Below are 26,984 nucleotides of genomic sequence, written 5' to 3' on the forward strand. Positions count from 1 at the left end.
CAAAGATTCATGGATTATAAGCCGTATATTTCAGTAGTAGAAAACTTTCCGATTGAAGGTATTCGTTTTAAAGATATTACATCTCTAATGTCTGATGGAGCTGTATACAAAAAAGCAATGGACGAAATTGCTGTATATGCAAAAGAAAAACAAGTCGATGTCATTGTTGGACCTGAAGCTCGAGGGTTTATAGTAGGATGTCCTGTTGCTTATTCTTTAGGACTAGGGTTTGTTCCTGTGCGTAAAGAAGGGAAACTTCCACGCGAAGTAATCCGAGTAGATTATGGTCTTGAATATGGTAAAGATGTTTTAACTATGCACAAAGATGCAATTAAACCTGGTCAAAGAGTTCTAATTACAGACGACTTGCTCGCAACTGGCGGGACGATCGAAGCGACAATTAAACTCGTAGAAGAACTTGGCGGTGTAATAGCTGGTATTGCGTTCATGATCGAACTGACATACTTAGACGGACGAAAAAAATTATCGGGTTATGATATTTTCACGTTAACCCAATACTAAAAAAGAACAAAAAAAAGAGCTCTGAACAGGGCTCTTTTTTATATCAAGCCATAAAACTAGCCAAATCATTCGACAAATTTCGTTTTTTGCTTTACATAAGCTGTGAATTTAACGATAATAGAAGCAATATACTTTTGACAACGTAAGGTGATTCCATGACGATTGAGCAAGTGTTGCAAAAAGCGGAAAGCTATCTTTCTAAAGAAGATATCGCTTTTATAACAAAGGCTTATGAATATGCTAAAAATGCGCATGAGGGGCAGTTCCGTAAATCCGGAGAGCCATATATCCACCACCCAGTTGAGGTGGCGGCTATTTTGGTGAACCTTCAAATGGATCCTGTAACAATAGCTGCAGGATTTCTTCATGATGTTGTTGAAGACACATCGATTACTCTTAAAGACATCTCTACCCAGTTTAACGAAGAAGTTGCCATGCTGGTAGATGGAGTAACGAAGCTTAAAAAGATTAAATTCAAATCAAAAGAAGAGCAGCAGGCTGAAAATCATCGTAAAATGTTTGTTGCGATGGCACAGGATATTCGCTGTATCCTGATTAAGCTTGCAGACCGTCTTCACAACATGCGTACGCTAAAACATATGCCAAAAGAAAAGCAGATTCAAAAAGCAAACGAAACATTGGAGATTTTTGCTCCGCTTGCCCATCGTCTCGGAATTTCGACGATAAAGTGGGAGTTAGAAGATGTTTCTTTGAGATACCTAAATCCGCAGCAATATTATCGGATTGTTAATTTGATGCAGCAAAAACGTGCAGAACGGGAAGAATATGTCCAGCAAGTAATGGACGAAATGAAAAACAAACTAAAAGAAGTTCAAATTACAGTAGATATTTCAGGCAGACCGAAACATATTTACAGTATATATCGAAAAATGGCAAAGCAAGGCAAGCAATTCAACGAGATCTATGATTTGCTCGCAGTTAGAATTATCGTTCAGAACATTAAGGATTGCTATGCGGCTTTAGGTATTATTCATACATGCTATAAGCCTATGCCGGGACGATTTAAAGATTATATTGCTATGCCGAAAGCGAATATGTATCAGTCACTTCATACAACAGTTATTGGACCAAAAGGAGATCCGTTAGAAGTTCAAATACGTACTTCTGATATGCATCGTGTTGCTGAATACGGGATCGCAGCCCACTGGGCATATAAAGAGGGAGCGGCAAAGGCTCCAGTCAGTACATTTGAAAATAAACTTACATGGTTCCGTGAGATTTTAGAATGGCAAAATGATCTTACTGATGCAGAAGAATTCATGGAGTCATTAAAAGTAGATCTGTTCTCAGATATGGTCTTTGTTTTTACTCCAAAAGGAGATGTGTATGAGCTCCCTTCCGGATCAGTTCCTATTGATTTTGCTTACCGAATTCATACCGAAATCGGAAACCGCTGTATCGGTGCTAAAGTAAATGGGAAGATGGTTACACTTGATTATCGCCTTAAAACAGGCGACATTATAGAGATTCTTACGAGTAAACACTCTTATGGTCCGAGTCAGGATTGGCTGAAGATTACACAAAGTTCTCATGCTAAGAATAAGATCAGACAATGGTTTAAACGAGAAAGAAGAGAAGAGAACGTTGCTAAAGGTAAAGAGCTCGTTGAAAAAGAAATCAAAAATCGCGGTTATGAATTAAAAGAAATTTTCACGAATGAAAATCTTCAATATGTCGCACAGAAATATAATTTTTCAAATGAAGAAGATATGTATGCTGCGGTTGGATATAACGGGATAACAGCAGCTCAAATTGCTACTCGTTTAACCGATAAAGTCCGCCGGAAAAAAGAGCAAGACCCGGATAACTCTGAATTGCTGGATGCAATAAAAGAATCATCAGGACAGCCGGCTGCTAAAAGAAGAACGGATTCGGGGATTGTCGTAAAAGGCATTGATAACATGCTGATCCGATTATCAAAGTGCTGTAATCCTGTACCTGGGGATGACATTGTCGGATATATTACTAAAGGCCGCGGTGTTTCTGTACACCGGGAAGATTGTGTAAATGTACACAATGAGGATGCTCAAGTACGCTTGCTGCCTGTTGAATGGGAAGGTAATCTAGAACAGCCTAAAAATTACAACGTGGATATTGAAATCAACGGCTTTGACAGACGAGGTCTTCTTAATGAAGTACTGCATGCTGTTGCAGAAACGAAAACAAACATTACAGCCGTAAGCGGAAAATCAGACAAAAACAAAATGGCAACGATCAGCATGTCCATTTCCATTCATAACGTCAGTCATTTGCAAAAAGTTGTAGAGCGGATTAAACGGATTCCTGATATATATGCGGTTCGTCGTCTTATGCAATAAGTTTTAGGAAGTGATTTACAAATGAAAGTAGTCTTGCAGCGATCGAAAAAAGCGACTGTTACAGTAGAGACTGAAATTACAGGCGTAATTGAAAAAGGTATGGTTCTGCTAGTCGGGGTCACACATGATGATACTGAACAAGATGCTGATTATTTAGCTGAGAAAATTATTAATCTTCGTATTTTTGAAGACGATGAACAAAAAATGAATTTATCGTTAAAAGATACAGAAGGCAGTATTTTGTCCATTTCTCAATTCACACTTTATGGTGATACAAGAAAGGGCAGAAGACCTAATTTTATGCAAGCAGCTAAACCTAAACAAGCAAAAAAAATATACGATTATTTCAACGATAAACTAAAATCTTTAGGTGTTAATGTGCAAACAGGTGTTTTCGGAGCAATGATGGATGTTACATTTACAAATGATGGTCCCGTCACATTAATTTTAGACTCTAAAGTTTAAAGTTCTTCCAAATGAATGAAACCTTCGTCTTAATGGATAGACTAACCAAAAAGGCGGAGGATTTTTATTATGAGACAGAATCGTAAAGGAATTGACGGTATTTCCCACTGGAAAAACTTAAGCTTTCATGACTTTCTCTCTTTAGAGAAATCAGCAAATCATATGGAATTGGCTGAAGAGTTCGGACTGGATCTTTTTCAGGTGAAACATTTAAAGAAAAAAATAAAACGTGAAAACTATTGACATTTTAGCTATAACAAAAGTATGATAATCTACAATTAAAATATTATAATTACATAACCGATGACGAAGAAAAGTAGTTTTACCCCACAGGGTTAGAGAGGAAATGCCATGGCTGGAAGCATTTCTGCCTGATGATAAAACGAAAGACACTTCATAGGTTTTTAATTCGAACGGTGAATAATTCTCAGTAGAGTTATACGTGGGCAAGCGTTACTTGCTAAACGAGGAAGCTTTTTTAGGCTTCGAAGCAGGGTGGCACCGCGGGAACTCCCGTCCCTTATGAAATATATATTTCATGAGGGATGGGAGTTTTTTTATTTTTTAAAGGGAGGATGAAAAGTATGAATATAAATATTCCAAGGGGAACGAAAGACATTCTCCCAGGAGAAGTTGAAAAATGGCAGATTATTGAAGAGAAAGCAAAAGAGGTTTGTGCACGATTTAATTATAAAGAAATCCGGACACCTATGTTTGAACATACTGACTTGTTTCAAAGAGGCGTAGGGGATTCAACTGATATCGTTCAAAAGGAAATGTATACTTTTACCGACCGAGGAGACAGAAGCTTAACACTTCGTCCTGAAGGCACAGCATCTGTCGCTCGTTCTTACGTTGAAAACAAAATGTTCGGGCTTCCTCAGCAGCCCGTTAAACTTTATTACATCGGTCAAATGTTCCGATACGAAAGACCACAGGCAGGCCGTTATCGCCAATTTGTTCAATTTGGTGTTGAAGCAATGGGTTCTGCTGATCCGACGATTGATGCAGAAGTAATGGGGCTGGCCATGACGGTCTATCAAGAGCTTGGTTTAAAGAAGCTTCGACTCGTTTTGAATACACTCGGCGACTCAGCAAGCAGAAAGACGCACAAGGAAGCATTAATTGCACACTTTGAACCAAGAATTGAAGAATTCTGCACAGATTGTCAAAATCGATTAAATAAGAATCCGCTGCGGATTCTGGATTGTAAAAAAGACCGTGATCACGAACTAATGAAAAGCGCTCCATCCATTTTAGAACACTTAAACGAAGAATCAAAAGCTTACTTCGAACAGGTGAAATCTTCACTAAGTGAAATGGGTATTGAATACGTAATCGATCCTACTCTAGTAAGAGGATTGGATTACTATAACCATACAGCGTTCGAAATTATGAGTGAGGCAGACGGGTTTGGAGCTATCACTACATTAAGCGGAGGCGGAAGATATAATGGCCTGGTAGAGGATCTTGGCGGACCATCTACACCGAGTATCGGATTTGCAATGAGTCTTGAACGTCTGCTACTAGCCCTTGAAGCAGAAGGTATTTCATTAGAAACAGAAGATAATCTAGATTGCTATTTAATTACATTAGGTGAGGAAGCAAAGCTTAAATCGGTTGCGATTTTGAATCAGCTTCGCAGAGAAGGTATCCGAAGTGATAAGGATTATTTAGATAAAAAGATGAAAGCGCAATTTAAGACTGCCGATCGCCTTAAATCAAAATTTGTAGCTATTTTAGGTGAAGAAGAGCTGAACAACGGAATTATAAATGTTAAAAATATGGAATCCGGCGAACAAAAAGAAGTATCCATAGAGAACTTAAGCACATTCATTAAGCAAGGATTATAAGGAGGAAACATCTTATGGTATATCGCACACATCAATGCGGAAAAATTACAGAAGAACTTATTGGTGAAAAAGTTACATTAACCGGCTGGGTACAAAAGCGACGTGATTTAGGCGGATTAATTTTTATTGATCTAAGAGATCGCTCTGGAATCGTGCAGGTTGTTTTTTCTCCTGAAGCATCATCTTCAGCCCTTGAAACAGCTGAAAAAGTAAGAAGTGAATATGTCCTGACTGTAACTGGAACTGTTATCGAGAGAGATGCAAGTACAGTTAATACAGCAATGGAAACAGGGAAAATTGAGATTTCTGGTGAAAATCTGGAGATTGTGAACAGTGCCAAAACACCACCTTTTTCCATCAGTGAAGACAATGAAATTAATGAAGATACACGTTTGAAATATCGTTATTTGGATTTGCGCCGCCCGATTATGCAGCAAACACTAAAGATGCGTCATGATGTAACGCGATATATTCGTAACTTCTTAGAAAATGATGAGTTTATGGAAATGGAAACGCCAATGCTCACAAAGAGCACTCCAGAAGGAGCACGTGACTATTTAGTGCCTAGCCGTGTTCACCCGGGTGAGTTTTATGCTCTTCCGCAATCACCGCAGTTGTTTAAACAGCTATTAATGGTTTCCGGTTTTGAGAAATACTATCAAATCGTCCGATGCTTCCGTGATGAAGATTTAAGAGCAGACCGTCAGCCTGAATTTACACAAGTCGATATTGAGACATCTTTCATGAGTCAGGAAGCACTTCTTTCCATGATGGAAACAATGATGACTGGACTCCTTCAAAAAGTGAAGGGTGTTGAAGTTCCTAAGCCGTTTCCGAGAATGACATATAAAGAAGCGATGGATCGGTATGGTTCAGATAAGCCTGATACACGCTTTGGTCTAGAATTGATTAATGTATCCGATTTAGTTAAGGAATCCGGTTTTAAAGTATTTGCTGCTGCAGTTTCAAATGGTGGTGAAGTAAAAGCGATCAATGTAAAAGGCCAAGCGGCAAATTACTCAAGAAAAGATATTGATAATCTCACGGAATTTACTGCTGTTTATGGAGCAAAAGGGCTAGCTTGGATGAAGCTTGAAGCAGAAGGTTTAAAAGGACCAATATCCAAATTCTTTAACGAAGAAGAATCTGCAGCACTAATCAGCACATTGCATGCAGAAGAAGGAGATTTATTATTATTTGTGGCTGATAAGCCTTCTGTAGTAGCCGACAGCCTTGGTGCACTTCGACAAAAATTAGGAAAAGATCTTGAATTAATTGACCAAAAGAAATTTAACTTCTTATGGGTAGTTGATTTTCCGTTAGTCGAACATGATGAAGAAGCTGGCCGTTACGTAGCATTACATCATCCGTTTACTATGCCGAAAACGGAGGACCTTCATTTAATGGATTCGAATCCAAGTGAAGTGAGAGCTCAAGCCTATGACTTAGTTCTCAACGGTTATGAACTAGGTGGAGGTTCGCAGCGTATTTATCAGCGTGATGTCCAAGAGAAAATGTTTAAAGTACTAGGCTTTAGTGAAAAAGGCGCACGCGTAGAATTCGGATTCCTGTTAGATGCATTTGAATATGGCACACCACCTCACGGGGGAATTGCTTTAGGGCTGGACCGTCTAGTTATGCTATTAGCCGGAAGAACGAACTTAAGAGACACAATCGCTTTCCCTAAAACAGCTTCAGCATCTTGTTTGCTAACAAATGCGCCTTCTCCAGTAAACGAAAAACAGCTAGATGAGCTACACTTGGCTGTAAAAGTGAAACAAGAAACAAATTAATATAAAATTTAGAAAAATATGAATTGTTTTTTTACAAAGACACATTTTGTCTTGTATTTCAGATTTTCGTATGATACTATTTATTTAAACGATGAGTCCTATGTTGACCGTTTATAAACCAAAGTTTTGAGCCAACATTTTTTTATCGGGAGCTTGTGTTTTCCCACAGCGTCCACGCCCTGAAAGATAGGGGACGGATAAAATGGGGAACAAGGCACCCACCTGCGAGAGCAGGTTCAAAACTAAGGGGAGACGGCATCTTTGGGGCTCATTTTTTGTGTGTTAATAAGTTAAAACCTAGTAAGCATATTGATTTTCTTTTGAAAAGTGGCTATGCTGTTAAAGATACATTTTCTTTATTCAAGCAGCACTTTGAAGGGAGATCACCATTTTATGCTTTATCAATTTTCAAGAAATGAACTAGCAATCGGTAAAGATGGTATAAACGTTCTAACAAATACGACAGTGGCAATCTTAGGCATTGGCGGAGTAGGTTCTTTTTCTGCAGAAGCTCTTGCCCGCTCTGGTGTTGGACGATTAATTCTTATAGATAAAGACGATGTGGATATTACAAACGTAAATCGTCAGATCCATGCTCTAACAACAACAGTCGGACAGCCAAAAGTAGACTTAATGAAAGAAAGAATAGCACTCATTAATCCAGAGTGTGAGGTAATCGCTTTAAAAATGTTCTACACAGAAGAAACGTACGAGCAGATCTTTGAATATGGATTAGATTTCGTAGTTGATGCATCTGATACGATTTCTTACAAAATTCATTTAATGAAAGAATGTCTCAATCGTAAAATTCCAATCATCTCTAGTATGGGTGTAGCCAATAAACTGGATCCAACGAAACTTCAGATTGCAGATATCTCAAAAACAAGCTATGACCCGATCGCAAAAGTGATTCGTCAGCGACTAAGAAAAGAAGGGATTACTAAAGGCATACCCGTTGTTTTCTCTGATGAAAAACCAATTCAAATTCGGGAAGAGATTCGTAAAGAAATTGTTCCTGAAAATGCACCGGGCATTCGAAAAGCAAAATTACCTCCATCATCAAATGCTTTTGTTCCATCGGTTTCAGGTCTTTACATGGCCGGATATGTGATTAATAAAATTATTGAAACGCACAATATTAAGATTGAAAGAATCCGCTAATAAAATTAAATGTTTGAAAATGAAGCTGGATCCAAAGTGTGAATCACACTATTGATCCAGCTTTTTACTTGTATTCGCTAGTTTTGTTCGGATTAAGGAGAATTACAGTATGCAAATTAAATGTGGAAAAGGGAAGAATCATTTTAAAAGATTTCCTTAATCAAGTCTAATCGTAAAGAAGACCGAAAAGATAATATCATCTTCTCGGTCTTTCTATTATTTGGCCAGCTTCTCTAAATTTCCGTTTTTATCCATACGAAAACTTTGATTTGGGTTATTTGCATCATCTTGGAATAATACCATTTTTCTTGCGCGGTCCATGATCTGGATAAGGGCTTGGTAATCTTCTTGAACGGTCTGATGCTCTTTTTCTAATACAGAAAGCTGTTCTTTCATTACTTTGTTTTGCTGCAGCAGCTCGTTCATCTGTAAGCGCAGCTCCATATTTTCCTGAACTAGTTTGCCGCTCGACATTCCGTTTCTTTTTAAACTGTTAAGGAAGTCTATCACTTCATCAATGGTTAAGTCTTCTTGTTTACTAGCTTGAGTCTGTTGGTATACCGAATTTACCGGAGCTGGAGGTGCAGCTTCAGGTATGGCAGGTTGATTTTCAAAGGTATTTGCCGCTCTCGTTTCTTGTCTATCATATGTGTAAGAAGTTTTAAAGAATTCCTCAGGATGATAGGTTTCATCGTCATGAATCTGCGGTGCGGCAGCAGGCTTTGAAACAGGTTGAGTAAATGCAGGTTTTGTCTGTTGCGGCTGTTGCTGCTGGTTTTTAGCCAACGCACGCTGACGTTCTTTTCTTTGCTTTTTGGCAATCTTCAAAGCTTGTTCGTATTTTTTTCTAACAATGGCATTCCAGCGGAACCCCACAGCAGCACTAGTCCGTTCTAATTTATCTCCAACTTCTTCGAAAGCATGCAGTTGTGTACTTCCTTCACGGACATGGCGCAGAACTGTTTCGGCCAACAACAGATCATCTTCTTCTGACCATGCGTCCTGTCTGATTTTTGACAATTTAATCTCTCCTTAAGGTACTGAAAATTTTCATTTATTATTTTCATGATTACCAAAAAAAGAGAATCCTATACACGGAGAGTACAAATTTTGCTAGTTTAAGAATGAAGTTAAAAGTCTCATAGATTTACTCGCCTTTTTTCTTTCTTTCATTAAAATAATCGAGTCTTCGTTTAATATTTTTTTCGTAGCCTCGCTCAGTCGGTTCATAAAATGATTTACCTTGTAAATGCTTTGGCAAGTATTCTTGAGGGATATACCCATCCTCAAAGTTGTGAGGGTATTTGTAGTCCTCTCCATGTTTTAATTCTTTAGCACCTTTATAATGAGTATCACGCAAATGAATGGGTACGAGTCCTGTTTTTTCTTTTTTGACAGTGTCCAACGCTTTATCAATTCCCATGATCACTTTATTGCTTTTTGGAGCAGTAGCTAAATATACAGTGGCCTCCGCTAGAGGAATCCGTGCTTCAGGCATTCCGATAAAATCAGCCGCATAACTTGCTGCGTGTGCTACCAATAGTGCATTCGGATCAGCTAGACCAATGTCTTCAGCAGCATGGACCATTAAGCGCCTTGCAATAAAACGCGGTTCTTCTCCGGCGTAAATCATTTTAGCAAGCCAGTATAAAGCGGCATCTGGGTCAGATCCTCTTATGCTTTTTATAAAAGCAGATACTGTATCGTAATGGTTATCGCCCTTTTTATCATATTGCAGGACACGCTGCTGAATGGATTCTTCGGCAATTTCCAGTGTAATTACTATATTACCGTTCTTATCCGGCTTAGTGGTTAACACGGCAAGTTCCACAGCATTCAGTGCGGTCCGTGCATCACCGTTGGAAATGGAAACAAGGTGTGCAAGTGCATCCTCTTCCATTTGAATAGGGTGTTTGCCGTATCCTCTTTCTGAATCCATTAAAGCCTGCTCGATCACTTGTTTAACATGCTGGTCTGTTAATGGCTCGAACCGGAATAATCTGGATCTCGATAAAAGGGCAGGATTGATTTCAAACATTGGGCTTTCTGTTGTAGCACCTATTAAAATGACGGTACCGTCTTCAACATAGGGCAATAAGGCATCTTGCTGGTTTTTATTAAAGCGATGGATTTCATCAATAAATAAAACTGTTTTTTTATCTTCTAATAAAAGCCGTTCTTTAGCTGCTGCCATTACAGTTTTTAAATCTGCAACACCTGAAGTGACGGCATTTAATTGTTCAAACCATGCTGAAGTTGAGTTTGCGATGATTCTGGCTAATGTTGTTTTTCCTGTCCCTGGAGGACCGAAGAAAATCATCGGTGTCAGCTGATCAGCTTCGATTGCTCTCCTAAGAAGCTTTCCTTCTCCTGCTATGTGTTCCTGTCCGATAAACTCTTGTATTTTACGTGGTCTCATTCGATTGGCAAGCGGTCTTTTTAACGAATCCGTACTGCCTTCTTTAAAGGAAAATAAGTCCATTTTTTTCATCCTTCCGTACACCTGTTCTAATCGTCATATGACAATACTATACAATAGTCGTTCATGCAAGTTGAAACTATTTCATGCTATAATAATCTGTAGACTTAAAATGGAATGACAACTTCATAGGGGAAGGGTTTTGCACAATGAAAGACCATGCACCATTTCAATTGAACAAATTTATGTTTCAATGGTCTGTGTTTTTTGTAGGCCTTTTTATCATGGCCTTCGGAATTGCTTTAATGATCAAGGCAGAGCTGGGAAGTGCACCTTGGGATGTTCTTCATATCGGTCTTTTTGCACAGTTTGGACTGACGATCGGAACTTGGTCGATCATTATGGGTTTTATCATTATTTTAGCAACATCTTTATTGACGAAAAAGTTTCCTTTACCGGGCGCTTTTTTAAATATGGTGTTTATGGGTCTGTTTATAGATTTTTATTTATGGCTTCCCTTTTTTCATAATCCTGCAACACTCTTTGTGAAATGGGTGTATCTATTAATTGGTATATTAATTCTCGGGTTTGGGATTGGCCTTTATATTGCATCGAATTGCGGGGCTGGACCGAGGGATAGTCTGATGTTGGCTTTAACCGAAAAATCAGGAATGAAAGTATCGAGGATCCGTTTGTACATGGAGCTGTTTGTTTTATTTTTTGGTTGGGTATTACAAGGGCCAATTTCATTTGGGACGATTCTTTTTTGTTTAACGATCGGCGGTATTGTGGGTCGAACACTTCCTTATTGCCAAAAACTAGTCAAGATTGTTTTAGAACGGAGTGAACAATATGAAAATATCAACAAAAGGCCGATACGGATTAACCATCATGATGGCATTAGCAAAGAAATCAGGTGAAGGTCCCATTGCCCTAAAATTGATTGCAAAAGAACATAGCTTATCTGAACATTACTTAGAACAGCTCATCGCTCCATTGCGAAATGCCGGATTAGTAAAAAGTATCAGAGGTGCTTACGGCGGTTATATGCTGGCTAAAGAAGCAGGAACGATTACAGCAGGAGATATTATTCGTGTTTTGGAAGGACCGATTTCTCCTGTGGAAGTAATGGATGATGAAGAGCCAGCAAAACGTAATCTTTGGATAAAAATTAGAGATGCTGTAAAAGATGTACTAGACTCAACGACTCTAGAGGATTTAGCAAATTATGAAGATGAAGGCGCTCAGGATGCCTACATGTTTTATATTTAGGAAGGAATTTGATTAATGAAGAACGTTTATTTGGATCATGCAGCAACATCACCGGTACATCCAGAAGTTATGCAAGAGATGATTCCATATTTAACGGAGCATTTTGGTAATCCTTCAAGTATCCATCAATATGGAAGACGTGCAAGAAAGGTGCTAGACGATGCACGGCAAACAGTGGCTTCTTCAATTGGTGCTTCCCGCAATGAGATAACTTTCACGAGCGGCGGAACCGAGAGTGATAACATGGCGATATTAGGTGCAGTCTCTGCTTTAAAAGAGAAAGGGAAGCATGTGATTACAACTAAGGTTGAGCATCATGCTGTTCTTCATACTTTTCACGAGCTCGAGAAAAGAGGGTTTGACGTAACTTACCTACCTGTTGATGAGAACGGCCGAATCTCAATTGAACAGTTGGAAAGAGAAATAAGAGAAGATACGATTTTCGTTTCAATCATGTACGGAAATAATGAAACAGGAACTCTTCAGGATATTCAGACAATCGGAAACCTTTTACATGAAAAAGATATTTGCTTTCACACTGATGCCGTTCAAGCTTTCGGATTGATTCCGATTCATGTAGACGATTTAAAAATAGATTTGCTTAGTGCATCGGGCCATAAAATCAATAGTCCTAAAGGGACAGGCTTTCTATATGTAAGAGAGGGCGTCCCTTTTCTTCCTCAAGGGTTTGGAGGAGAGCAAGAGCGGAAACGCAGGGCAGGAACAGAAAATGTTCCTGGAATTGCGGCATTGAACAAAGCTGTTACAATCGCTCAATCTGAACGAAAAGAACGCTATGATCAATATGCAAACTATCGAAACAAGATGAAACAAATCTGGGATGAACATGAGATCTCATACATTCAAAACGGCAGTTCTGATTTCTTTTTGCCTCATATTTTGAATGTGAGTTTTAAAGGTGTCAGTACAGAAGTAATGCTCGTAAACTTAGATTTAGCTGGAATAGCTGCTTCCAGCGGATCTGCATGTACAGCTGGGTCAGTTGAACCTTCACATGTCCTTACTGCTATGTTCGGGACAGATGAACGTACAAAATCATCCGTTAGATACAGTTTTGGCTTAGGCAATACTCTAGAAGATATCGAGTATGCTGCAACAGAGACAGCAAAAATAGTGAAACGTTTAACAAAATAAGTTAAAATGTTTTTCATATGAAAGAAATGAGGTGAATTGCTATGCAAACAGAATTAAACAAAAAGGCACCTCAAGATACACGAGTAGTAATCGGAATGAGTGGCGGTGTTGACTCTTCCGTTGCCGCACTTTTATTAAAAGAGCAAGGGTATGACGTAATCGGAATCTTTATGAAGAACTGGGATGATACCGATGAAAACGGAGTATGTACAGCAACAGAAGATTACAATGATGTCATTGCGGTCTGCAACCAAATTGGCATTCCCTATTACGCAGTGAATTTTGAAAAAGAATACTGGGATAAAGTATTTACGTACTTTTTGGACGAATATAAAGCGGGAAGAACACCTAATCCCGATGTCATGTGCAATAAGGAAATCAAGTTTAAAGCCTTCTTGGAGCATGCCATGAATCTAGGTGCAGATTATGTGGCAACAGGTCATTATGCAAGAGTGGCTGAAATAGATGGAGAAGTTAAAATGCTCCGTGGTGTCGATGAAAATAAGGATCAAACTTATTTTCTGAACCAGCTTTCACAAGAACAATTAAAAAGAGTTTTGTTCCCAATCGGAGAGTTAAAAAAACCTGAAATCCGTAAAATTGCTGAAAAAGCGGGACTTGCTACAGCCAAGAAAAAGGATTCCACTGGTATTTGTTTCATTGGTGAAAAAGACTTTAAAACGTTCCTAAGTCAGTATTTACCTGCAAAACCGGGCGAAATGCATACTCTTCAAGGTGAAGTTAAAGGAAAACATGATGGTTTGATGTATTATACGATCGGTCAGCGTCACGGTTTAGGTATTGGCGGAAGCGGAGATCCTTGGTTCGTTGTTGGAAAGAACTTAAAGGACAATGTATTATACGTTGAACAAGGCTTTCATCATGAAAAATTGTATTCAGAAAGTTTAAAGGCTGTAAAAATAAGCTGGGTTTCTGATAAAACTCCGGCAACTACATTTACATGTACAGCGAAGTTCCGTTATCGTCAGCCAGACATGGGGGTTACAGTACACGTCATGGAAGATCAAACTCTGCACGTTGTATTTGATGAGCCGCAAAGAGCAATTACACCAGGTCAAGCTGTTGTGTTTTATGATGGTGATGTTTGTTTAGGCGGTGCAACAATCGATACCGTATATAAAGAGGACAATGCGATCACATATCTGTAAAAATAGAATTGAAAAGCTGGCTTTTTCAGATGAAAGTTACTGGATAAGCCAGTTTTTTGTTTTCACACGATGTAAATAGTCGGTCTAAGAGTGTTCAGCGACATTTATAGTCGCTGAATACGCGCTATATAGAAAAAAAGCCCGCCATATAGAAAAAAAGCACGCTATATAGAAAAAAAGCGCGTCATATAGAAAAAAAAGCGCGCCATACTTAAAACACGCATACCATAGAAAACGTTATGCGGTTTTAAGTGGGGTTTGATATACTTTGATTGGATATATGGATGGGGGAATGAAGATGGAGCCATCAAAGGGTCTTGAATATTTAAAAAAAGGAAAATTTGAAGAAGCTGCTAAAAATCTTGAAGCTATGATAGAAGCAGATCCTCAAAATCCGGTTCATTATATTAATTTCGGTAATTTACTTTCTGCCGTACATGAACATGAGAAAGCGATTCTCTTTTTTGATAAAGCACTTTCTCTAGACGAAAATGCTGCAGCAGCATTATATGGCGCAGGTATTGCATGTTATCATCTCGAGCAATTTTCAAAAGCTGCAAAATTGTTTCAGGAAGCAATTAAAGGCGGCTTAGGAGATGCTGATTCGTATTTTATGGCGGGTATGTCACTTGTTTCACTTGGAGAAAACAGACTAGCATTTCCATACTTGCTGCGGACGATTGAACTAAATGAAAAAGATGATGAAGCGCTTTTTCAATTCGGACTGTGTCAAGGCAGAATTGGCAATATAAAAGAAGCGTTAATTACATTTAAAAAAGTGACAGAGTTAAATAAAGAACATGCTGATGCCTGGTACAATCTAGGTGTTTCATATAGCTATTTTGACAGAGACAATGAGGCATTAGAAGCATTTGAAAAGGCTCTTGAGATTCAGCCGGAGCATTATTTAGCAGGGAACGGGAAGAGAAATATAGAAAATAAAGGTAGAAATGAATAAAAGGGGGTGCGTTTATGGCACAGCAGCCTTCCTTTCACTTACAGGATGAAACTTCTGGATTTATTAAAGGGACGTTGATCTCAACTGTCTTTCATCAGGCAGAAAGCTTATATACGGTTGCTCGGATTAGAGTTAGAGAGACAAACGAAAATTATGATGAAAAAGAAGTCATGATCACAGGCATACTTCCTCCATTAAGAGAGGATGAACAATACGTGCTTTATGGAAAGTTTAAAGACCATCCGAAGTACGGTAAACAATATGAAGTTCATTTTTTCAAAATAGAAATGCCGCAATCAAAAGAAGCGATGATTCAATACTTATCAAGTGATCTGTTTAAAGGCATCGGTAAAAAGACTGCCGAGCATATTGTTGATGTCCTCGGTGATAATGCGATTACAAAACTCATTGAATCACCGGATTATATTAGCGACATTCCGAAATTGACTGAAGATCAGGCAAAGAATCTGTATGAAGCATTGCTTGAAAACAGAGGATTAGACCAGGTTATGATGACTGTGCAGCCTTATGGTATAGGTCCTCAGCTTGCTATGAAGATTTTTCAAACGTATCAAGATAAGGCTGTTTCTGTTATTAAGAACGAACCATATCGGCTTATAGAAGATGTTCCGGGAATCGGGTTTCACAGAGCGGATGAAATCGCTAAAGGAAACGGAATGCAAGTTAACCATCCAGAGAGGATACAAGCAGCTTGTCATTTTATTTTAAGGGAACACGGTACTGATCTTGGTCATTCTTATTTACCGATCGACGAATTGCTTTCAGGTGTAAGGAAATTATTAGCCGACGGAAAAAATACGGTTGATGAAATGAGCGTCTTCAGAGAAATTCAAGACATGGAGACAGAAAAAAGACTGATATTAAAAGAAAATGTCGTATATTTACCATCACTATTCTACGCAGAAAAAGGATTCGCAGAAAAAATAAATCACCTGCTCACATCTCAAGATTCAGATTATGACATACCGAAAAAGCAAATCGATATTGAACTAACCAATTTAGAAAAAAGACTCAACATTACATATGCAAATAGTCAAAAAGAAGCGATAAAAAAGGCGCTCACATCTTCGGTAATGATTCTTACAGGTGGACCCGGTACAGGTAAGACTACCGTAATTAAAGGGATCGTTGAGCTATATAGTGAAATTCATGGAGTAAGCCTGAACCCGGATGATTATCGAAACAAAAAGGAACCGTTCCCTGTTCTCCTCGTAGCACCTACGGGAAGAGCAGCTAAACGAATGATGGAATCCACAGGTATACCAGCACATACGATTCATCGTTTGTTAGGATGGAGAGGTGCGGGGCATTTTGAAAAAAATGAGGATGAACCTATTGAAGGAAAACTGTTAATTGTCGATGAAATGTCCATGGTGGACATTTGGCTCGCTTATTCTTTAGGAAAAGCTCTGCCTGAACATATTCAAATCATTTTCGTAGGAGATGAAGATCAGCTTCCTTCAGTAGGACCAGGGCAGGTCTTAAAAGACTTGTTATCTTCACCACATATACCAAACTCAAGATTGACTGATATCTACAGACAAGCAGAAGGTTCATCCATTGTTCGGCTTGCACATGATATGAAAAATGGCACTGTGCCAAAGGATCTTTTGAAGCCGCAAGCAGACAGGCGGTTTTTTCCCAGCTCTGGAGAAAACGTTTTTCAAGTGATAATGCAAGTATGTGAAAATGCAATCAAAAAAGGGTATACTTCCCGGGATATTCAAGTTCTTGCACCTATGTATAAAGGGCCACTCGGGATTGACAGGCTAAATATGGAGCTGCAGAGATTATTTAATCCTGAAAAAGTGAAACAGCGCCAATTACAAGTTGGACAAGCTTTCTACCGGAAAGGTGATAAGGTGCTTCAGCTTGTTAACCAGCCTGAGGACCATGTTTTTAATGGAGACATTGGGGAAATTGCTGCGATCATTTACGCAAAAGAGAACACGGATAAAGAAGATCAAATCGTGATTAGCTTTGATGAAATTGAAGTGACGTATAAGCGAAATGAATTTCATCATTTTACACATGCGTTTTGCTGTTCCATTCATAAATCTCAAGGCAGTGAGTATCCCATTGTAATTTTGCCAATTGTAAAAAGTTATTACCGCATGCTTAAGCGCAACTTAATCTATACAGCCATCACAAGAAGCAAAGAATATTTAATCCTTTGCGGTGAAGAAGAAGCATTTTCTTGGGCAATTAGCCGCTCTGATGAATCAGAACGATACTCAGGACTGAAGCACCGTCTAAAAGAATCACTATTGGAAAAAGATTTATTGAATGATTCCTTGTTTGAAGAAACAAACTAGAAATGTTCGAAGGATGCACAATCGCATCTTATCGAACATTTCTTTTTTCTTTATATGACTTTGCTTTTTATTCAAACATCCTATATTGCGTATATTTATTGCTCATTCAGGACACCCTTGTAAAAGTAAAATAAAAGGAGAGAGAGCAAGTGGAATGTCCAAACTGCAGCAGAAAAGATATTGGGAAAATCGGGGTAAACCAGTATTATTGCTGGAATTGTTTTATTGAACTTTCCATAGATAAAGGAAGACTGTCCCTGCATCAAGTGGAAGAAGACGGTTCATTAACATCCCTCGATGACTTGTTTGAAGATCAGGATCTGTCCTATAAGGAAAATACGTGGTAAAAACGATACTCTGATGTCGAGGTGAATAGCATGAACAGGACTATGAGTTCTTTGATCGCACTTGGTATTGGAGCGGCAACATATGCGATGAGAAACAACGGTAACAGAAGAATGTCTATGAATTTTTCTGATATAGGTGATCTTTGGACATCCAGAAGGATGAAGAGGATCAGAAAAAAAATCGCTAAAGCCATATATTAAAATTATCCCCGTCTATTATGAAGACGGGGTTTTTTAGAAAAGGGTGATATTGTTTGAAAAAAGAAAACAGAATGAAATGGGTATACAGGCTGACCATTCTCTTGCTTCTTTTTTTGTGTCTGTATCTGCTCATGAAACTCAGTCCTCTTTACTCCCCTTTTTTAAAAGCATTAAAAGGAGTTCTTTTGCCATTTTTTTTAGCTGCTCTCATAACGTATTTGCTTCATCCTATTGTGGAGTATGTTCATGAAAAGGGCATGCCTAGATTTGTTGCCATATTGGTTATTTATTTTCTTTTTTTCGGGGGTTTAACATATGGAATCATTAAAGGGTTTCCGTATTTTATCGTTCAATTAAAAGAACTTTTGTCAAATTTACCAGGGCTGGCGGCTGATTATAAAGTACTGCTTTCAAAAGTAGATCAAGGGACATCTGCTTTGCCATATGGTGTTCATATAAAAATTGAACACTACATCGATAAAATGGAAAAGAATGCACAAAATATTTTAACAAGTGCAATATTTTCTTTAAAAAAGCTTTTTGATTATATACTGGTTATTATTGTCGTTCCATTTTTAGTTTTTTATTTTTTAAACGATTTTGAAAAAATTAAAAAAGCAGCCTGGTACATAACGCCTCGAAAATTTCGGCACGAAGGGAAACATCTATTAGAGGATATCGATTGTTCTTTAGGGGGATATATAAGGGGGCAATTATTTGTAGGGGCAATATTGGGAGCAGCAGCAATGATTGCTCTTTGGATCGTAGGCATGCCCTATCCTATTCTTTTAGGAATTATAATTGCAATAACAGATATTATTCCATACTTTGGACCCATTCTAGGAGCGATACCGGTTATTTTAATTGCGCTTACGATTTCCTGGAAGATGGTTTGGTTTACAATAGGAATTATGCTTGTTTTACAGTTTATAGAAGGAAATATTCTCGGTCCGTTCATCGTAGGAAGAAATCTGCACATTCATCCTGTATTTATTATTTTTTCACTTCTTCTTGGCGGTGAGCTTGCCGGTGTTCCTGGTATGATATTAGCTGTACCAGTATTCGCAGTCATAAAAGTGATTGTCATACATATACGGGAACATCGATTGAAAGATCTGATTGACAAGCCAAATTGAAAAAACGTATACTAACGCTAGAAGATTTAAAAACGTTGAAAGAGATCAGTACGTTTTAGCCCTTCCGAAAGAGAGAAACACCCACCGGCTGAAAGGTGTTTTAGGAAGAAGAAAAACCGAAAGCTACTCTGGAGTGCAGAAGGAAAATCTGCCGTGATGCCGCGTTAAGGCGTTTGAGGTGACATGTATTTTTGCATGTAACCAGGGTGGTACCGCGTGAAGCCAAACTCTCGTCCCTGTTTTATTTAGGGATGGGAGTTTTTTTGTTTACTCAAAAAAAAATAAAAACAAACTAAAGGAGATGCAATGAAATGAAAATGCTGACTTCAGCTCAGGTTAGACAAATGTTCTTAGACTTTTTTAAGGAAAAAGGACATCGTGTGGAGCCAAGTGCATCACTTGTTCCTCATGAAGATCCGACTTTATTATGGATAAACAGCGGTGTAGCTACGTTAAAGAAATATTTTGATGGACGAGTGATTCCAGAAAATCCTCGTATTACGAATGCTCAAAAGTCTATCCGAACAAATGATATTGAGAACGTTGGAATAACGGCTAGGCACCACACATTTTTTGAAATGCTGGGTAATTTTTCGATTGGTGATTATTTTAAAGTAGAAGCGATTATTTGGGCTTGGGAATTTTTAACAAGCGAAGATTGGATCGGGTTTGATCCTGAAAAGCTTTCTGTAACGATTCATCCTGAAGATGATGAAGCATTTGAAATCTGGACGAAGCAAGTTGGTCTTCCAGAAGAACGTATTATACGTCTTGAAGGAAACTTCTGGGATATCGGTGAAGGTCCAAGCGGTCCAAATACGGAGATCTTCTATGATCGTGGAGAGTCTTATGGAAATGATCCTGCAGATCCTGAACTTTATCCTGGCGGAGAGAACGACAGATATTTAGAAGTTTGGAACCTAGTTTTTTCTCAATTTAATCATAATCCAGACGGGACATATACTCCGCTTCCTAAGAAAAATATTGATACAGGAATGGGTCTTGAAAGAATGGTTTCCGTTATTCAGGATACGCGAACGAACTTTGAAACGGATCTGTTTTTGCCGATCATTAAAGAAACCGAAAAAATTGCAAACACAACATATGACACGAGCTCTGAAACCGATACTGCATTCAAGGTAATTGCAGACCACATTCGTACGGTAAGTTTTGCAATCGGTGACAGTGCTCTTCCATCAAACGAAGGCCGAGGGTATATACTTAGACGACTGATCCGAAGAGCGATCCGTTTTGCAAAAAAAATCGGTATCAACAAACCATTCATGTATGAACTCGTTCCAACAGTTGCAGATATTATGGTTGATTTTTACCCGGAAGTAAAAGAAAAAATTCCTTTTATTCAAAAAGTCGTAAAAACAGAAGAAGAAAGATTTCATGAAACGATAAACGAAGGTCTCGCTATTTTAGAAGAAGTGATTTCTCAAGAAAAATCTAAAGGAAACACAGTCATTTCTGGTCATGATGCATTCAAATTATATGACACGTTCGGTTTCCCATTTGAACTGACACAAGAGTATGCAGAAGAAAATGGAATGGAAGTCGATTTACAAGGTTTTGAGAACGAAATGAAAGCTCAGCGTGAACGTGCTCGTGCTGCAAGACAAGAAGTGGACAGCATGCAAGTTCAAGGTGGAGTTCTTTCCGACATCACGGTTAAAAGTGAGTTTACAGGATATAATCACCTAAATGGTAGAGCAAAGATTCTTGAAGTACTTCAAAATGGAGAAAGAGTAGCGATGGTTTCTTCCGGTGAAGAAGCGCAGATTATTTTAGATCAAACACCTTTTTATGCTGAGAGCGGCGGACAAATTGCGGACGAAGGAACAATCACTGGATCTGAACTGCAATTACGGGTGAAAGATGTTCAAAAAGCTCCTAATGGACAGAACTTGCATACTGTTATCGTAGAGCACGGTATTCTAGAAAATAACATGCATGTTTCCGTTCAGGTTGATGAATTAACTCGTGCAAAAGTTGTGAAAAACCACACTGCTACACACCTTCTGCATCAGGCATTAAAGGATGTTCTTGGAACACATGTAAACCAAGCGGGATCTCTTGTACAAGGCAGCCGCTTACGTTTTGACTTTACTCATTTCGGAAGCATTTCTCCTGAAGAACTTGAGAGAATCGAAGAAATCGTAAATGAAAAAGTATGGACAAACATCCCGGTTGAAAAAATGGTCAAAAATCTTCAAGAAGCAAAAGCAATGGGCGCAATGGCTCTGTTTGGCGAAAAATATGGAGAAACGGTTCGTGTAGTAAAAGTCGGTGATTACAGTCTTGAACTATGCGGAGGCTGTCACGTAAACAATACAGCGGAGATCGGACTCTTTAAGATTGTTTCTGAATCAGGTATTGGTGCAGGTACCCGCCGTATTGAAGCAGTAACGGGTGAAGCTGCTTACCGTTTAATGAATGGACAAGTTCAACTTTTAAAAGATACTGCTTCGAAATTAAAAACAAATATAAAAGATGTTCCACAACGAATTGATGCTTTAAATGATCAGATTAAAGAACTTCAAAAAGAAAAGGAATCTCTTGCTTCAAAACTAGGCAATATGGAGGCAGGAAGTCTGGTCGACGAAGTTCAGTCCATTAATGGGGTATCTGTAATTGCGAAAAAAATTAACGCCTCTGACATGAACGGTCTGCGTTCAATCGTGGATGATCTGAAGAACAAGATTCAAAGCGGTATTGTAATCTTAGGGTCAGAAAGCCAAGGGAAAGTGAATATTGTTGCAGGTGTTACAAAAGATTTAGTTTCAAAAGGGTACCATGCGGGCAATCTAGTTAAAGAAGTCGCTGTACGCTGCGGCGGAGGCGGCGGCGGCCGTCCCGATATGGCACAAGCAGGCGGAAAAGATCCAGAAAAACTGCAAGAAGGAATAGATTCTGCAATTGAATTGATCAAAACGGTTTCCTAAGCTTTCCTCTTTCATGTACAATAGAGTTAATAACATATTTGTCCCTTAAGGGAGATCTTCAGAAAGAGGTGTTCGCTAATGAGTTCAATGGATAAAACGATGAAGTTTAACTTCAACGAGGATGACGCTTATAAAACGAATGTTGAAACAGTCCTGTTTTCTGTTTACGAAGCCCTGCAGGATAAAGGATATAATCCTATTAATCAAATTGTCGGTTATTTACTTTCAGGTGACCCGGCGTATATTCCTCGCCATAACGATGCGAGAAGCATGATTCGCAAACTCGAGCGGGACGAGCTGATTGAAGAGTTAGTTAAGTCATACTTGTTAAACCAAAAAGAAGGAAACCGTTAATGTCAAGAATACTTGGATTGGACGTTGGATCAAAAACGATTGGTGTTGCTGTTTCTGATGGTTTGGGATGGACAGCACAAGGCGTTGAAACGATCAGAAGGCGTCCGAACCGTCCTGAAGAAGATTTTGTAAGACTAGATGAACTGATTTCAAACTATGAAATCAGCAAAATTGTTGTTGGGCTCCCGAAAAATATGAACGGTTCGATTGGACCGACTGGAGAGGCTTGCCAAGCTTTCGCGAAAGAAATTGAAAGTAAAACAGGACTTCCGGTTATCCTATGGGATGAAAGACTGACAACTATGGCAGCAGAGCGTACGCTTATTTCTGCTGATGTGAGCAGGAAGAAACGTAAACAAGTGATCGATAAGCTGGCAGCATCGATCATTTTGCAAGGGTACATGGATAGCCAGCAAAATCGAAATTGAAGAGGTGAGCCACTCATGGCAAAAGAAGAACGCGAACGCATTATTATTCCAGATGAGAACGGTGACGAAAATTTATTTGAAGTTTTATTTAAATTTGATGTTGATCAAACAGGAAAATCCTACATGGTAACTATTCCAGTGTCAGATTCTGAAGATGATGATGACGACGAAGTGGAAGTATTTCCATTCCGTTATGAAGATAAAGGGGAAGAGGATGATGATTTAGCATTATTCCCTTTAGAAACAGATGAAGAGTGGGACATCGTAGAAGAAATGTTAAATACATTCCAAGATGATGAATTCGAAACTGAATAATCAAAAGAAAGAAGCATATCCGATACAATTGGGTATGCTTTTTTATTTGTTTTTTTACCTCTCTGGTCAAATTGACAGTGAATAAGCAACATTTTACGAAAAACCCCCTTTTTTAATTCCATTTAACTACTAATCTCGACAATTTCTGTTAGCAAAAGTATAATAAAGCAGATGGAAGGGGGACCCACAATGATTCATCTCCAGTCATCTGGTGATTACATAAGTAAAAAACGAAAACGTAAACGAATCATCTTCAGCATAATGACGACATTGTTAGTAGTTATTCTGCTTGCTTCAGGAGGAGCTTATTTTTATTATGACAAAAATACCGCACCACTTGATGCAGATAATACCAAAAAAGTTACAGTGAAGATACCGATTGGATCTTCTACAAAAGGGATTGGCAATGAGCTAGAAGATAAAGGAGTCATCAATAGCGGATTATTTTTCAAATATTACATACGTGCTAAGGGAGAAAGCAATATCCAAGCCGGAATATATGAACTCTCGCCATCAATGAGCCTTAATGAAATCATCGATGCTTTAAAAGAAGGAAAGCTATTTAAGAAACCGGAACTCGTCATAACCATTCCAGAAGGCTATAATGTTCCACAAACCGCCAAAGAAATCAGTGTGACTACAGGATATAAAGAAGCTGATATTCTTAATGTGATGTCTGAAAAAGTTTTCTTAAAAGAATTGCAAAACAAATACAAATTCCTTCCCGATGATATTTATAATAAAGGATTATATTACCCGCTAGAAGGTTTCCTTTTTCCTGCAACATATGAGTTTGATAAAAAGAAACCAGCTGTAAAAGAGATTATTGAAAAAATGGTGGAACAAGCAAATATCGTTATTTCTAAACATGAAAAAGAGATTAATAATAGTGGTTACTCATTATTTCAAGTAATTACGTTATCATCTATGATTGAAGAAGAGTCTCAAAGAGAACAGGACCGTAAAAAAATTTCAGGGGTATTTCATAACCGGTTAGCACAAAACATGAAATTAGATTCAGATCCGACTGTGAAATATGCAAGAAAAGATTTTGACGTTAAAGTTTTATACGCAGATCTGGAATACGATTCCCCATATAATACGTATCGAAATAAAGGAATCCCGATTGGGCCTATAACATCACCGGGAGAAAAATCGATATCTGCTGCTTTAAATCCAGTCAAAATGGACGAGCTCTTCTTTTACGCCCGACCTAATGGTGAAGTCATTTATACAAAAACACTTCAAGAACATAATGCTGTTTACCAAAAATATAAAGACGAATGGAACGTGTGGCAGCAAAAAGAAAGCTAATTGTAAAAGCCAGTTCGAAGGATAGGTCCTCTCGAGCTGGCTTTTTTATAGTAATCATAAAGAGTACACTATGCTGATACTAAACGGCAACAACAAAGTATTCTTTAAATATCACATCCTCTCGCCTTCACAAAAAGATTATGTTACAATATACCGGTTAGTGTGAAGGAGGCGTGTGACTTTGGTCTCAAATGAAGTAAATCAATATATCGAAAACTTAATCCAAACGCGCACTCAGCATGTTTTGCAAATTGAGAAATATGCAAAAGAAAATGATGTTCCTATCATGGAATTAACAGGGATGGAAACGTTATTAACATATGTCAGGCTAAAGAATCCGAAGCGAATATTAGAAGTAGGAACTGCCATTGGGTATTCTGCGATTCGAATGGCTCTTACTTGTCCAACTGCCGAAATCATCAGTATTGAAAGAGATGAGGAACGGTACAATATAGCTCAGCAAAATGTAGCTGCCCTGCAGCTGCAGGACAAAATTCACTTATTGCTTGGGGACGCGAATGAATTGCAGAGCCAGGTAGAACACTATGCCCCATATGACTTTATTTTTATAGATGCGGCAAAAGGACAATATCAAAACTTCTTTAATCATTACTCTTCCATGCTTTCATCAGATGGGATTATTATTACGGATAATGTTCTGTTTAGAGGATACGTGGCAGACGAAAGCGGTTTAGAAAGCAGAAGATTGCGTTCGCTCGTAAAAAAAATCAGAAGCTTTAACAGCTATCTAATGCAGCATCCGGACTTTCATTCTACGATCTTACCGGTTGGAGATGGAATGATGGTAAGCATGCGAAAGAAAACAAAGTAGGTTCAATTAGTTTGGAGGATTATGAAAGATGTCAAAAAAACCTATTGTGATTGGGGTTGCAGGTGGCTCTGGATCGGGTAAAACAACAGTAGCGAAAGAAATTTACCGGCAGTTTGCCGATCAATCCATTTTAATTATTGAGCAAGATGCTTATTATAAAGATCAATCAGAAAAGTCAATGGATGAACGATTAAACACAAATTATGATCATCCGCTTGCTTTTGATAATGATTTGTTAATACAGCATATTACAGCACTTCAGGCTTATGAATCGATCGAAAAACCAGTATACGACTATACAGCACATACAAGAAGTGATAAAATTATCCCAGTTGATGCTAAAGATGTAATAATACTGGAAGGTATTTTGATTTTAGAAGATGAGCGGTTACGTGACTTAATGGATATCAAATTGTTTGTAGATACAGATGCAGATATTCGGATCATAAGAAGAATGGTTCGCGATATCCGTGATCGTGGCAGAACGATTGATTCTGTAATCGACCAATACACGTCAGTAGTACGGCCGATGCATAACCAGTTTATTGAACCTACTAAAAGATATGCCGACATTATTATTCCAGAGGGTGGACAAAACCTGGTGGCAATTGACTTAATGGTTACAAAGATTAAAACTATATTGGAAGACAAAGCTTTATTGAAAAAATGAGGGGAATTTAATCCTCATTTTTTCAGCATACATGGACAACCTTAGACTTAACAGGATATCCGTCCACTGTTGTCCTATTTTTTATACATACCCTGCCGGAATTATCATATAACGTAACAAGGGTACTGATTATTGAAGGAGTGAAAAACATGGCAGACGAGAAAAAACACTATATGACATTAGAAGGAAAACAAAAGCTAGAAAACGAATTAGAATTTTTAAAAACTGAAAGACGTAAAGAAGTAGTAGAGCGTATTAAGGTAGCTAGAAGTTTTGGTGATCTATCTGAGAACTCTGAGTACGATGCGGCTAAGGACGAGCAAGCATTTGTGGAAGCACGTATCGTACAATTAGAAAAAATGGTACGTGATTCGGTTATTATCGAAGACAATAAAGACCATTCTGATAACGTTTCCATTGGTAAATCTGTTAAATTTCAAGAGCTTCCTGATGGAGACGAAGAAACATATATGATCGTAGGAAGTGCTGAGGCAGATCCGTTCGAAGGAAAGATTTCAAATGATTCTCCAATGGCTAAAAGCTTATTAGGAAAAAAACCTGGAGACAAAGTTTCAGTCCAAACTCCTGGCGGAGAGATCAGTGTTGTAATCATCGAAGTAAAATAATGAGTGAAAAGAAGGCTTGCATCTTGCAAGTCTTCTTTTTTAACATTTATTAAAGGCGCTTTTCTAAAAGATTGTTGCAACTGGGGCATTTTTGTATTTTTACACCAATGGCAAGTTGATTGGAGTGCAAGGTTCGTGCCTGCCACCTGAGTATTCTCGTAAGGCATGCGACGAGGAAGCCCGTTTCGATAGCGTTTGCTTGCAGACGCAGGAGCAAGTACTTTATGTCTTTCAATGTGGCCCACTGCCTGCCCCGCGGAAAGCGAGAAGCCTGAACGGAAATCAACTGCTTTCAAAAGCAACAAAGATTACAAAAACACCATTTGTTTAAGAAGTTTTAGTTGAGGAGAAAATGTGGTTAGGATGGTGAC

The 26,984-nt window shown here is 38.4% G+C and carries 26 protein-coding genes, 1 other RNA gene and 2 other annotated features; of the genes, 25 read left to right on the forward strand and 2 right to left on the reverse strand.

The features are described from left to right. The first annotated feature begins 9 nt into the window (after nt 1–9). The 8 genes from RGB74_RS06410 to RGB74_RS06445 all read left to right on the forward strand — a co-directional run bounded on the left by RGB74_RS06410 (nt 10) and on the right by RGB74_RS06445 (nt 8,133). Nucleotides 10–522, forward strand: a complete 513-nt coding sequence (locus RGB74_RS06410) for an adenine phosphoribosyltransferase (protein WP_310762158.1) — start codon at nt 10–12, stop codon at nt 520–522. A gap of 155 nt (nt 523–677) precedes the next feature. Beyond that, nucleotides 678–2,861 carry a RelA/SpoT family protein gene (locus RGB74_RS06415; RefSeq protein ID WP_310762159.1) on the forward strand — a complete coding sequence of 728 codons (2,184 nt, stop codon included), beginning with the start codon at nt 678–680 and terminating at the stop codon, nt 2,859–2,861. A gap of 21 nt (nt 2,862–2,882) precedes the next feature. Next, nucleotides 2,883–3,326, forward strand: a complete 444-nt coding sequence (dtd, locus tag RGB74_RS06420) for a D-aminoacyl-tRNA deacylase (protein WP_310762160.1) — start codon at nt 2,883–2,885, stop codon at nt 3,324–3,326. Nucleotides 3,327–3,395: 69 nt separating this feature from the next. Then, nucleotides 3,396–3,569 carry a hypothetical protein gene (locus tag RGB74_RS06425; protein WP_310762161.1) on the forward strand — a complete coding sequence of 58 codons (174 nt, stop codon included), beginning with the start codon at nt 3,396–3,398 and terminating at the stop codon, nt 3,567–3,569. Nucleotides 3,570–3,620: 51 nt separating this feature from the next. After that, nucleotides 3,621–3,850 (forward strand) — a binding site (T-box leader). A gap of 60 nt (nt 3,851–3,910) precedes the next feature. Beyond that, nucleotides 3,911–5,179: a histidine--tRNA ligase gene (gene hisS, locus RGB74_RS06430; protein WP_310762162.1), complete on the forward strand. Its 1,269-nt coding sequence runs from the start codon at nt 3,911–3,913 to the stop codon at nt 5,177–5,179. Between the two features lie 14 nt (nt 5,180–5,193). After that, nucleotides 5,194–6,972, forward strand: a complete 1,779-nt coding sequence (gene aspS / locus RGB74_RS06435; RefSeq protein ID WP_310762163.1) for an aspartate--tRNA ligase — start codon at nt 5,194–5,196, stop codon at nt 6,970–6,972. A gap of 92 nt (nt 6,973–7,064) precedes the next feature. After that, nucleotides 7,065–7,244: non-coding RNA, 6S RNA (ssrS, locus tag RGB74_RS06440), on the forward strand. A 121-nt stretch (nt 7,245–7,365) separates the two neighbouring features. Further along, a complete protein-coding gene (locus tag RGB74_RS06445; protein WP_310762164.1) occupies nt 7,366–8,133 on the forward strand; it encodes a tRNA threonylcarbamoyladenosine dehydratase in 768 nt (255 codons plus the stop codon). A 216-nt stretch (nt 8,134–8,349) separates the two neighbouring features. Here the strand turns inward: RGB74_RS06445 and RGB74_RS06450 are convergent, their stop codons facing one another. Further along, nucleotides 8,350–9,153 (reverse strand): RsfA family transcriptional regulator, encoded by an 804-nt coding sequence (locus tag RGB74_RS06450; RefSeq protein WP_310762165.1) that lies wholly within the window; start codon nt 9,151–9,153, stop codon nt 8,350–8,352. Nucleotides 9,154–9,280: 127 nt separating this feature from the next. Further along, nucleotides 9,281–10,615: an AAA family ATPase gene (locus tag RGB74_RS06455; RefSeq protein ID WP_310762809.1), complete on the reverse strand. Its 1,335-nt coding sequence runs from the start codon at nt 10,613–10,615 to the stop codon at nt 9,281–9,283. Between the two features lie 146 nt (nt 10,616–10,761). Between RGB74_RS06455 and RGB74_RS06460 the strand changes: the two genes are divergently transcribed. The 17 genes from RGB74_RS06460 to greA all read left to right on the forward strand — a co-directional run bounded on the left by RGB74_RS06460 (nt 10,762) and on the right by greA (nt 26,613). After that, on the forward strand, nt 10,762–11,472 hold the full coding sequence (locus tag RGB74_RS06460; protein WP_310762166.1) for a YczE/YyaS/YitT family protein: 711 nt from the start codon (nt 10,762–10,764) through the stop codon (nt 11,470–11,472). After that, the gene (gene cymR / locus RGB74_RS06465; RefSeq protein WP_310762167.1) at nt 11,405–11,824 is read left to right on the forward strand and encodes a cysteine metabolism transcriptional regulator CymR; all 420 of its coding nucleotides are present in this window, start codon (nt 11,405–11,407) and stop codon (nt 11,822–11,824) included. The genes RGB74_RS06460 and cymR overlap by 68 nt, the downstream gene beginning before the upstream one ends. A gap of 15 nt (nt 11,825–11,839) precedes the next feature. Continuing rightward, nucleotides 11,840–12,979: a cysteine desulfurase family protein gene (locus RGB74_RS06470; protein WP_310762168.1), complete on the forward strand. Its 1,140-nt coding sequence runs from the start codon at nt 11,840–11,842 to the stop codon at nt 12,977–12,979. A 41-nt stretch (nt 12,980–13,020) separates the two neighbouring features. Next, nucleotides 13,021–14,148, forward strand: a complete 1,128-nt coding sequence (mnmA, locus tag RGB74_RS06475) for a tRNA 2-thiouridine(34) synthase MnmA (protein ID WP_310762169.1) — start codon at nt 13,021–13,023, stop codon at nt 14,146–14,148. A gap of 292 nt (nt 14,149–14,440) precedes the next feature. Next, nucleotides 14,441–15,106, forward strand: a complete 666-nt coding sequence (locus tag RGB74_RS06480) for a tetratricopeptide repeat protein (RefSeq protein WP_396136053.1) — start codon at nt 14,441–14,443, stop codon at nt 15,104–15,106. Nucleotides 15,107–15,120: 14 nt separating this feature from the next. After that, nucleotides 15,121–17,442 (forward strand): SF1B family DNA helicase RecD2, encoded by a 2,322-nt coding sequence (locus tag RGB74_RS06485; protein ID WP_310762171.1) that lies wholly within the window; start codon nt 15,121–15,123, stop codon nt 17,440–17,442. Between the two features lie 149 nt (nt 17,443–17,591). Further along, the gene (locus RGB74_RS06490; protein ID WP_310762172.1) at nt 17,592–17,789 is read left to right on the forward strand and encodes a hypothetical protein; all 198 of its coding nucleotides are present in this window, start codon (nt 17,592–17,594) and stop codon (nt 17,787–17,789) included. 30 nt (nt 17,790–17,819) lie between these two features. Beyond that, nucleotides 17,820–17,990 carry a DUF3918 family protein gene (locus RGB74_RS06495; RefSeq protein WP_310762173.1) on the forward strand — a complete coding sequence of 57 codons (171 nt, stop codon included), beginning with the start codon at nt 17,820–17,822 and terminating at the stop codon, nt 17,988–17,990. A gap of 53 nt (nt 17,991–18,043) precedes the next feature. Then, the gene (locus RGB74_RS06500; RefSeq protein WP_310762175.1) at nt 18,044–19,126 is read left to right on the forward strand and encodes an AI-2E family transporter; all 1,083 of its coding nucleotides are present in this window, start codon (nt 18,044–18,046) and stop codon (nt 19,124–19,126) included. Between the two features lie 26 nt (nt 19,127–19,152). Further along, nucleotides 19,153–19,367: a binding site (T-box leader), on the forward strand. 70 nt (nt 19,368–19,437) lie between these two features. Next, entirely contained in the window at nt 19,438–22,074 is a 2,637-nt protein-coding gene (gene alaS, locus RGB74_RS06505) for an alanine--tRNA ligase (RefSeq protein WP_310762176.1), read from the forward strand. Nucleotides 22,075–22,152: 78 nt separating this feature from the next. Beyond that, nucleotides 22,153–22,428, forward strand: coding sequence for an IreB family regulatory phosphoprotein (locus RGB74_RS06510; protein WP_310762177.1), 276 nt, complete (start codon nt 22,153–22,155; stop codon nt 22,426–22,428). After that, the gene (ruvX, locus tag RGB74_RS06515; RefSeq protein ID WP_310762178.1) at nt 22,428–22,856 is read left to right on the forward strand and encodes a Holliday junction resolvase RuvX; all 429 of its coding nucleotides are present in this window, start codon (nt 22,428–22,430) and stop codon (nt 22,854–22,856) included. The genes RGB74_RS06510 and ruvX overlap by 1 nt, the downstream gene beginning before the upstream one ends. Before the next feature lie 15 nt (nt 22,857–22,871). Next, nucleotides 22,872–23,171, forward strand: coding sequence for a DUF1292 domain-containing protein (locus RGB74_RS06520; protein ID WP_310762179.1), 300 nt, complete (start codon nt 22,872–22,874; stop codon nt 23,169–23,171). Between the two features lie 189 nt (nt 23,172–23,360). Then, nucleotides 23,361–24,485 carry an endolytic transglycosylase MltG gene (mltG, locus tag RGB74_RS06525; protein WP_310762180.1) on the forward strand — a complete coding sequence of 375 codons (1,125 nt, stop codon included), beginning with the start codon at nt 23,361–23,363 and terminating at the stop codon, nt 24,483–24,485. A gap of 175 nt (nt 24,486–24,660) precedes the next feature. Then, nucleotides 24,661–25,317, forward strand: a complete 657-nt coding sequence (locus tag RGB74_RS06530; RefSeq protein WP_396136025.1) for an O-methyltransferase — start codon at nt 24,661–24,663, stop codon at nt 25,315–25,317. A 28-nt stretch (nt 25,318–25,345) separates the two neighbouring features. After that, nucleotides 25,346–25,987: a uridine kinase gene (gene udk / locus RGB74_RS06535; RefSeq protein WP_310762182.1), complete on the forward strand. Its 642-nt coding sequence runs from the start codon at nt 25,346–25,348 to the stop codon at nt 25,985–25,987. Between the two features lie 149 nt (nt 25,988–26,136). Continuing rightward, nucleotides 26,137–26,613 carry a transcription elongation factor GreA gene (greA, locus tag RGB74_RS06540; protein ID WP_310762183.1) on the forward strand — a complete coding sequence of 159 codons (477 nt, stop codon included), beginning with the start codon at nt 26,137–26,139 and terminating at the stop codon, nt 26,611–26,613. The last annotated feature ends 371 nt before the right edge of the window (nt 26,614–26,984 follow it).

The organism is Bacillus sp. NEB1478 (assembly GCF_031582965.1).
In the GTDB taxonomy this organism is placed as follows: domain Bacteria; phylum Bacillota; class Bacilli; order Bacillales; family Fictibacillaceae; genus Fictibacillus.

Excerpts from the sequence above, each read along its gene's own strand:
- RGB74_RS06410 (WP_310762158.1), top strand. The coding sequence starts at position 10 with ATGGATTATAAGCCGTATATTTCAGTAGTAGAAAACTTTCCGATTGAA.
- RGB74_RS06415 (WP_310762159.1), top strand. The coding sequence starts at position 678 with ATGACGATTGAGCAAGTGTTGCAAAAAGCGGAAAGCTATCTTTCTAAA.
- dtd (WP_310762160.1), top strand. The coding sequence starts at position 2,883 with ATGAAAGTAGTCTTGCAGCGATCGAAAAAAGCGACTGTTACAGTAGAG.
- RGB74_RS06425 (WP_310762161.1), top strand. The coding sequence starts at position 3,396 with ATGAGACAGAATCGTAAAGGAATTGACGGTATTTCCCACTGGAAAAAC.
- hisS (WP_310762162.1), top strand. The coding sequence starts at position 3,911 with ATGAATATAAATATTCCAAGGGGAACGAAAGACATTCTCCCAGGAGAA.
- aspS (WP_310762163.1), top strand. The coding sequence starts at position 5,194 with ATGGTATATCGCACACATCAATGCGGAAAAATTACAGAAGAACTTATT.
- RGB74_RS06445 (WP_310762164.1), top strand. The coding sequence starts at position 7,366 with ATGCTTTATCAATTTTCAAGAAATGAACTAGCAATCGGTAAAGATGGT.
- RGB74_RS06455 (WP_310762809.1), bottom strand. The coding sequence starts at position 10,615 with ATGGACTTATTTTCCTTTAAAGAAGGCAGTACGGATTCGTTAAAAAGA.
- RGB74_RS06460 (WP_310762166.1), top strand. The coding sequence starts at position 10,762 with ATGAAAGACCATGCACCATTTCAATTGAACAAATTTATGTTTCAATGG.
- cymR (WP_310762167.1), top strand. The coding sequence starts at position 11,405 with ATGAAAATATCAACAAAAGGCCGATACGGATTAACCATCATGATGGCA.
- RGB74_RS06470 (WP_310762168.1), top strand. The coding sequence starts at position 11,840 with ATGAAGAACGTTTATTTGGATCATGCAGCAACATCACCGGTACATCCA.
- mnmA (WP_310762169.1), top strand. The coding sequence starts at position 13,021 with ATGCAAACAGAATTAAACAAAAAGGCACCTCAAGATACACGAGTAGTA.
- RGB74_RS06480 (WP_396136053.1), top strand. The coding sequence starts at position 14,441 with ATGAAGATGGAGCCATCAAAGGGTCTTGAATATTTAAAAAAAGGAAAA.
- RGB74_RS06485 (WP_310762171.1), top strand. The coding sequence starts at position 15,121 with ATGGCACAGCAGCCTTCCTTTCACTTACAGGATGAAACTTCTGGATTT.
- RGB74_RS06495 (WP_310762173.1), top strand. The coding sequence starts at position 17,820 with ATGAACAGGACTATGAGTTCTTTGATCGCACTTGGTATTGGAGCGGCA.
- alaS (WP_310762176.1), top strand. The coding sequence starts at position 19,438 with ATGAAAATGCTGACTTCAGCTCAGGTTAGACAAATGTTCTTAGACTTT.
- RGB74_RS06510 (WP_310762177.1), top strand. The coding sequence starts at position 22,153 with ATGAGTTCAATGGATAAAACGATGAAGTTTAACTTCAACGAGGATGAC.
- ruvX (WP_310762178.1), top strand. The coding sequence starts at position 22,428 with ATGTCAAGAATACTTGGATTGGACGTTGGATCAAAAACGATTGGTGTT.
- RGB74_RS06520 (WP_310762179.1), top strand. The coding sequence starts at position 22,872 with ATGGCAAAAGAAGAACGCGAACGCATTATTATTCCAGATGAGAACGGT.
- mltG (WP_310762180.1), top strand. The coding sequence starts at position 23,361 with ATGATTCATCTCCAGTCATCTGGTGATTACATAAGTAAAAAACGAAAA.
- udk (WP_310762182.1), top strand. The coding sequence starts at position 25,346 with ATGTCAAAAAAACCTATTGTGATTGGGGTTGCAGGTGGCTCTGGATCG.
- greA (WP_310762183.1), top strand. The coding sequence starts at position 26,137 with ATGGCAGACGAGAAAAAACACTATATGACATTAGAAGGAAAACAAAAG.